General features: G+C 66.1%; 4 protein-coding genes. All 4 read right to left on the minus strand.

Features of this window, described 5'->3' with window-relative positions; genetic code table 11:
* Nucleotides 1-3: 3 nt before the first annotated feature.
* The gene (locus H7007_RS10515) at nt 4-1,638 is read right to left on the minus strand and encodes an MFS transporter (RefSeq protein ID WP_287155219.1); all 1,635 of its coding nucleotides are present in this window, start codon (nt 1,636-1,638) and stop codon (nt 4-6) included.
* Between the two features lie 17 nt (nt 1,639-1,655).
* Nucleotides 1,656-2,510 carry a fumarate hydratase gene (locus H7007_RS10520; RefSeq protein ID WP_287155220.1) on the minus strand — a complete coding sequence of 285 codons (855 nt, stop codon included), beginning with the start codon at nt 2,508-2,510 and terminating at the stop codon, nt 1,656-1,658.
* Complete coding sequence (gene mdh, locus H7007_RS10525; RefSeq protein ID WP_287155221.1) at nt 2,488-3,426, minus strand: malate dehydrogenase; 939 nt, start codon at nt 3,424-3,426, stop codon at nt 2,488-2,490. Before mdh ends, H7007_RS10520 begins: the two co-directional genes overlap by 23 nt.
* Before the next feature lie 508 nt (nt 3,427-3,934).
* Nucleotides 3,935-6,016, minus strand: coding sequence for a DNA topoisomerase I (locus H7007_RS10530; protein ID WP_287155222.1), 2,082 nt, complete (start codon nt 6,014-6,016; stop codon nt 3,935-3,937).
* Between the last annotated feature and the right edge of the window lie 342 nt (nt 6,017-6,358).

Raw genomic sequence — 6,358 nt, forward strand, 5'->3', positions numbered from 1 at the left:
GCCTCAACGGTCCTCCACCACCTCCTCCGTGGAAGGTTCCCCTCGGCCGGAATCCTGCCCCTCCGGATCCATCCCCCTTTCCCCCGCCAGGGTGGTGGTCGCGGACCTGTCCCCGGCAAGCGAGGGGGCGGGCAAGCCATAGCCCTCCTCCCACTCCGGGGTCAGGGGCCCTCCACAGGCCCCCTCGCCGGCGAAAGCGAAATGGCGGTGGAAGGAACGCTGCCCGTAGACGCCGGCGGCGAAGATCACCAGCCCTCCCACGAGCAGGATGAGCTGGGGACCGTTGAGGAGATAGCGGAAGTCCGCGTATCTCCCGTCTATCTCACCCTGGTAGGACCCGCCCAGCCTGACCAGCCACAGGGAGAGGGGACGCAGGCCCAACCTGCGGCCCAGCCCGGTTATCAGGTCCGCAAGGGGCCCGGCCAGCATGATGGACACGAATATGGAAGCCCGCATGATCACCTGGATGGTGGCAAAGGCCCTCCCCCGGTACTCCTCGTCCAGCCTCTCATGCAGGAGGGTGACCATGCCCACGATGGCATAGCCCATGAAGACGCCGCCCAGGAAGGCCACCAGGAAGGATATCCAGGTCACGGAGAGGATGGAGAAGAGCACCACGCCGGCCCCGAAGCCGGAGATGGCCAGCCCCAGCACCCTCTCCTTGCGCACCCGGCTCCTGAACGCCCCGGCCAGGACGGAACCGCTCATCATGCCGAAGAGCAGGGTGGTGAGGATGTACATGAAGGTGGAACCGCTACCGCCCAGGACGTAGCGCACGAAGCTCACCGTGAGCACGTAGATGGTCCCTCCCCCCAGGAAGCAGGCCAGGGTGAGGAGGAGCACGGTACGGGTGAGGGCCCTCCCCCAAAGGTAGCGGAAGCCCTCCCGGAAATCACGTCTCACCTGCACGGTGGTCATCTTGACCCGCTCCTCCCGGGGTATCTTCTTAAAGCCAATATGGTAGATGAGCCAGGCGGAGGCCAGGAAGGTGAGGGAATCGAGGAAGAAGGCGGCCTTATTGGGGTCTATCCTGCCCATGAAACCCGGGTTGAGCCTGCCAAGCCAAGAAATGAAGCCGATGATGCTGCCGGCGAGGGCCGTCCCGAAGGCCATGGAAGCGTAGAGGGTGAGCATGTTCATGGAATTGGCGTTGGTCAGCTGTTGCGGCTCTACCAGGTCGGGTATGCTGGCGTCCTTGGCCGGCCCGTAGATGATGGTGAAGGTCTCGATGGCGAAGACCAGGATGCAGATGAAGAGGAGGTTCCCGGCGAAGGGCAGGAAGACGACCAGCGCGGCGCGGGAGAGGTCGCAGAGTATGAGGGTGGACCTGCGGTCCAGGCGGTCGATGATCACTCCGGCGAGGAAGCCGAGGAGCACGGCGGGGAGGAACTTGGAGAGCATCATGAGGCTGATGGCGTAACTTCGCCCGCCGGACAACTGGTCCACGTAGGCGAAGAGCACGGCCACGATTATCCAGTCCCCGACGGCGGATATCATCTGCCCCATCCACAGGAAGAGGAAGTCGCGGTTGCGCAGCAGCCCCCGGAAGGCAGCCGGCTTTATCTGCAGGTCCTCTTCCGTGCGCCGGAAACTACCCGGCCGGTAGTCGGTGCAGTTCTTTTGGTTATCTCTTTCCATAGGCCATCCATGCCGACTCAAAGCAGCGCGGTGCTCCGCCGCAGGGCGTGGCACCCCAGGACCACCCCTACTGGAAGGCAGGCTATGTGGGTGGGAGCCTCCTGCAGGTGGACGTCGAGGGCCGTGGTGTCCCCGCCCAGCCCAGCGGCCCCAATGCCCGTGGCGTTGACCTCCGCGAGGAGCTCCTCCTCCAGGCGTGCCAGGTCCCCGCGCGGATTCCTCTCTCCCACGGGCCGCAGCAGGCCCCGCAGGGCCAGCTCCAGGGCCTCACCGGCGTCACCCCCCACTCCCACGCAGACCACCAAGGGAGGACAGGCCTGGGCCCCCCTGGCGCGCACCGCCTCCAGGACCACCCGGCGCACCCCCTCTTCTCCCTCGCCCGGAAGGAGCAAATGGAGGCTCGTGGCGTTCTCGCTCCCCCCTCCCTTGGCCAGGAGGGTGAGGCGAGCCTCCCCTTCAGGACCTCCCCCGCTCACGTGCACGCGCACCGGGGTGTTGTCCCCCCGGTCACGACGTTCCCGGATGGGAAGATCTACCAGCGATGAACGGAGTGGCACCCGCCGCGTGGCCCTTCTTATACCCTCGTCCACCGCCGCCTGGAAGCTGTGGGGCAGGGCCACGCCCTCTCCCAGCTCCACGAAGAGGTGGAACATGCCCGTGTCCTGGCACAGGGGGAGCCCCTCCCGGCGGGCCACTTCGGCGTTCTCGAGGATCATGCCCAGGGCATACCTCCCCAGGCTGGATGTCTCCCTTTCCAGGGCTTCCGCGATGGCGCTCTCCACGTCCTTCGGAAGCTCCAGCGAGGCCCTTGCGGCTAGCTCCTCCACGGCCTCGCTTACCCGCGAGGGATCAAGAACCCGCCAGCCACCCATCCAGCTCCTCCATCCTGCTCCGGATGAGGCGGGCGCACTCCTCAAGCCCCTCTATCTCCTGGTCCTCGAGGGGCAGCTCCACCACCCTCTTCCAGCCCCCCGCGCCCAGGACCACAGGAACGCCCAAGAAGACCCCGCTGATGCCGTACTCGCCCTCCAGGAGTACGCTGGCCGTCACCCGGTAATCCTCGTCGCGGAGGACGGCCTCCACCATGCGGGCCACGCAGGCGGAGGGCGCGTAATAGGCGCTCGCCGTCCTGAGCAGGGAGACGATCTCCGCTCCCCCTTCGCGGGTCCTCTCGAAGAGCTCCCCGAGTTTCTCCGGCGGGAGCAGCTCGTCCAAGGGTACCCCGGCCACGGTGGTGAAACGGGGAAGGGGCAACATGGCCTCGCCGTGGCTTCCCAGAACCGTGGGCTGGACCTGCGACGGGGATACGCCCAGCTCGCGCGCGGCGAAGTAGGCCAGCCGGGAACCGTCAAGGAGCCCGGCCATGCCCATCACCCGGTGCCGGTCCCACCCGGTGACCTTCCAGGCCAGGTAGGACATCTCGTCGAGGGGATTGGTAACCATGATGATCACGCTCTCCGGGGCGGCGGCGGCGGCAGAGCCCACCACTTCCCTCACCACCTCCGCGTTCCTCCCCAAGAGGTCGGCCCTGGACATCCCCGGCCTCCGGGGGAACCCGGCGGTGACCACCACCACCTCGCTCCCCTCGGCAAGGCGGTAGTCGTCCCCGCCCACCACGCGGGAAGGGGAACCGGTCAGGGGGAGGGCCTGGGAAATGTCCAGGGCCTTGCCCCGTGCCAGATCGGCATCGACGTCTATAAGGGCCACATCGGCCAGCCCCGATTCCGCCAGCCGCATGGCGGTGGTGGAACCCACCATGCCCGCTCCCACCACGGTCACCTTGCGCATGAACGCCTTTCCTCCTTCCTTCCCGGTTATGGCGTTATTTTCCTATAAGCCGTCCGGTGGCGCAAACCGGAAGGGAGCTCGCGTCTGACCTTGGCGACGCCGGTATCCCGCTACACCGGCCCCTCAGGGTAACCGGGCGGAACAGTCCTTCCTCCCTCGGATGCCGCATCCGCACCCGAGTCCGGCAGACGGACTCCCATGATCCAGGTGATCAACCCACCCGGTAGGTCCCTGCGCTAAATCGTCATCGGGATCGACTCTTACCTCAAGAACCACCGGAGCTCGAGACGCCGGAGGCGGTGAAATCCCCTCTACACCTCTCTCGGAAGCGTATTCACCTCCATCGGCCGCAACGCGAAGGGGTGGAGGCTGGGAATCCGCTGACCCCTTCCCGGCGTGGCATCCCCCAGAGAACCGCGCCTCTCAAGCCGGAAACGGGAAGCCAGGTGAGATCAGGAGCCCATGGGGACACGGCCGCGCGTGGCGCGCAAAGCCGCCTTCTGCAGAATCAACCCTCCTCACCGGTCCGGACCTTCTCACCGGAGGGGGGCGCCTCGGCCTCCGGCGCGGCCTCCCGCCCCTTCGTGGGACAGGCGGGGTCCAGGCAGAAGGTCCACGGTCTCCTGCCGCGGTTAACCATCCTCACCTTGGGAGAGCCGCACTCCGGGCATACCTCTTCCGTGGGCACCAGGTTCCCGTTCTGGGGGAGGGGGTAGGTGACCGTACAATCAGGGTAGTTGCTGCAGCCCACGAACCTCTTCTTGCTCTTCTTGGCCCGGATGACCCGCAGCGGGGAACCGCATTTCGGGCATGAGCCCAGAACGCGGTCCTCCCGGATGCCGTTGCGTATCTCCGCCGCCACCTCGGAGCGGCTGTCCTCCAGAAGCCGCATGACCTCCTCGAGCATCTCCCGCGACTTGTCCACCACCTCCAGGCGCGTCTCGGCGCCCTCCACGATGGCGTCCATGTCCCTCTCCAGGGCCGCGGTCATCTCAGGCGAGGAGATCACCCCGGCGAACTTGCGCAAGGCCTCGGCCACGGCTATCCCCGTCTCCGTGGGGGCGATGGGGTCCCCGTAGATGTACCCCCTCTCATAGAGGCTCTCTATGATGGCGTGGCGCGTGGACTTGGTGCCCAGCCCAAGCTCCTCCATCTTCTCGATGAGTTTGCCCTGGGTGTAGCGTGGCGGCGGCTGCGTCTCGCCCCTCTTGGGCGGCGGAGCGTCCACCACCTCCACCACCTCGCCCGCCTCCAGGTGCGGGAGGTCCACCTCCTTCTTCCTCCCGTAGGGATAGAACCGGTACCAGCCCTCCTCCACGGTGCGGGACCCGCGGGCCACGAAAGGTTCCGGCCCGCATTCGAGGTCGGTGCGCACGGAGAGCACCCGGGCCTCTCCGGCCAGGGTGGCCATGAAGCGCCTGGCCACCAGCTCATAGATCTTCCACTCCTGGGGCGACAGGTCGCCGGGAGAGGCGGCCGCTGTGGGGTGGATGGGAGGGTGGTCCGTGGACTGCCTGCTCCCCCGCGTCGGCGTCAGCTTCCTCCGCGCCAGGAGCTCCCCGGCCAGCTCGCCGAAGGCGGGGCTCCTGGAGAGCTCCCGCAGGATGCCCCTGAGGTCCAGGGAGGGCGGGTACACGGTGTTGTCCACGCGCGGGTAGCTGATGTAGCCGTTCATGTACAGGTTCTCGGCGATGTTCATGGCCTTGGCCGCCGGGAAACCGAGGGATGCCGCTGCGGTGAGCAGCCCCGTGGTGTTGAAGGGTATGGGGGGCTTGACGCTCCTCTCCGTGGCCTTGACCTCCCGCACGGTGGCTTTCCCCTCCAGGCGGGAATGGGCCTCCTCGGCCTCCTCCCGGGTGGGAAAGCGCTCTTTGGCGTGAACCGCCTGGAAGGTCTCCCCGTCCTTGCGGCAGTCTATCTTCAGGGTCCAGAAAGGCGTGGGGACGAACTCCTTGCGCTCCTTCTCCCGGTCCACGATGAGGGCCAGGGTGGGGCTCTGCACCCTCCCCACGGAGAGGAAGTTCTTCCCCAGCCGCGTCGAGGCCAGGCTGATGAAGCGCGTCAGGCTGGCTCCCCAGATGAGGTCTATGTCCTGGCGGGCCTCACCGGCGGAGGCCAGGTTGTAGTAGGGCTCCTCCAAGTTGGCGAAGACGCGCTTGATCTCGGAGGGGGTCAGGGCGGAGAAGCGGGCCCTCCGGACCTTGATGTCCGGGCGCACCTCCCGGATGATGTTGATGGCGTCCACACCGATGAGCTCCCCCTCCCGGTCGAAGTCCGTGGCGATGATCACCTCGTCCGCCTTGCGGGCCTCGCTCTGCACCGTGCGGATGAGGGTCTTGTTGGTGGGCACTTTGACGATGTCGGCGCGGATGAGCTCCCTGGGCTCCACCTCCTGCCACTGCTGGTAACGGGGCGGGAAATCCACCTTGAGGATGTGGCCCTTGAGGCCCAGGCAGTGGACTTCCTCCCCGTTCATGCGGAAGACGTACACGGGGTTCCGGGAGGAGGAGAGCGGGCGTGCCTTCCCATCCGAGAGGATGGTGGAGATGCGCCGCGCCGTGGTGTTCTTCTCGGTTATGATTAGCTTCATGCGCCCACTCCCCGTGACGGGCCGCAAATGGAAATTCCTGGGATCATGTCTCCACCCGTGTATCTCGCCTGCTCGAAACTTCCCCTCCGGCAAACATTCGGCAAATATCCGTACCACATTAATATTGCGTCGTCAAGGAACGAGTATCCTCTGTTGCTGTCTACAAAAAGTAGGCACCCCATCCCGACAAAACCTCAACACGCTATCCTCTCATGTCCCGCAAGCGCCTTGAGGACGTCCTTCACCCAGGGGTCTCCGCTCCTTGTCTCAAGAAGCGGCATGTGCTTTTCGAGCCAGGCTTCGGGATTCCTCCTCACCTCCTTTCTGAGGGAGGCCATGGCC

The sequence above is a fragment of the Candidatus Solincola tengchongensis genome, assembly GCF_015711935.1.
Lineage (GTDB): Bacteria > Actinomycetota > Geothermincolia > Geothermincolales > RBG-13-55-18 > Solincola_A > Solincola_A tengchongensis.

Excerpts from the sequence above, each read along its gene's own strand:
- H7007_RS10515 (WP_287155219.1), bottom strand. The coding sequence starts at position 1,638 with ATGGAAAGAGATAACCAAAAGAACTGCACCGACTACCGGCCGGGTAGT.
- H7007_RS10520 (WP_287155220.1), bottom strand. The coding sequence starts at position 2,510 with ATGGGTGGCTGGCGGGTTCTTGATCCCTCGCGGGTAAGCGAGGCCGTG.
- mdh (WP_287155221.1), bottom strand. The coding sequence starts at position 3,426 with ATGCGCAAGGTGACCGTGGTGGGAGCGGGCATGGTGGGTTCCACCACC.
- H7007_RS10530 (WP_287155222.1), bottom strand. The coding sequence starts at position 6,016 with ATGAAGCTAATCATAACCGAGAAGAACACCACGGCGCGGCGCATCTCC.